The sequence below is a fragment of the Teichococcus deserti genome (assembly GCF_001982615.1).
GTDB classification, from domain to species: domain Bacteria; phylum Pseudomonadota; class Alphaproteobacteria; order Acetobacterales; family Acetobacteraceae; genus Pseudoroseomonas; species Pseudoroseomonas deserti.
The window spans coordinates 1-776 of the sequence record NZ_MLCO01000423.1; the positions used below are offsets into that span (position 1 = coordinate 1).

Annotated in this window: 1 protein-coding gene; it reads left to right on the forward strand. The window is 69.6% G+C overall.

Features of this window, described 5'->3' with window-relative positions; translation table 11 throughout:
• Positions 1-96 precede the first annotated feature (96 nt).
• On the forward strand, positions 97-776 hold a 680-nt coding region (locus BKE38_RS28435; protein ID WP_131829773.1), incomplete at its 3' end, for an amidohydrolase.

Below are 776 nucleotides of genomic sequence, written 5' to 3' on the forward strand. Positions count from 1 at the left end.
ATCCCCCCGGCGGGGGTCGGGGGGCGGAGCCCCCTGTCTTTCTTTTCTTCCGGCTGTTTATAACCCGGGAAACGCTGTTTCCGGGGGAAGCCCGCCATGAAGAATTCCGATGCCGTCTGGCGCCATGTCGAATCGCGCCGCGACCGCTACAACGCCCTCAGCGACGCTGTCTGGGGCATGCCCGAGCTCAACTATGCCGAGCATCGTTCGGCCGCCGAGCATGCCGCCCTGCTGCGGGAGGAGGGCTTCCGGGTGACCGAGGGCGTCGCCGGCATCCCCACCGCCGTGATGGGCGAGGCGGGCGAGGAGGGCCCGGTGATCGCCATCCTCGGCGAATACGATGCGCTGCCGGGCCTGAGCCAGGAGGCCGGCGTCGCCGAGCACCGCCCGATCGAGGCGGGTGGGCATGGCCATGGCTGCGGCCACAACCTGCTGGGCTCGGCCTCGATGCTGGCTGCGGCCGCGGTGAAGGACTGGCTGGCCGAGCGGGGGCTGAAGGGTCGCGTCCGCTACTACGGCTGCCCCGCCGAGGAGGGCGGCTCGGCCAAGGGCTTCATGGTGCGCGACGGCGCCTTCGACGATGTCGACATCGCCATCTGCTGGCACCCGGCGGCCTTCTCCGGCGTCAACAAGCCGAAGTCGCTGGCCTGCATGGAGGTCGATTTTTCCTTCACCGGCCGCTCCAGCCATGCCGCCGCCGCGCCGCATCTGGGTCGCTCGGCGCTGGACGCCGTCGAGCTGATGAATGTCGGCGTCAACTACATGCGCGAGCACAT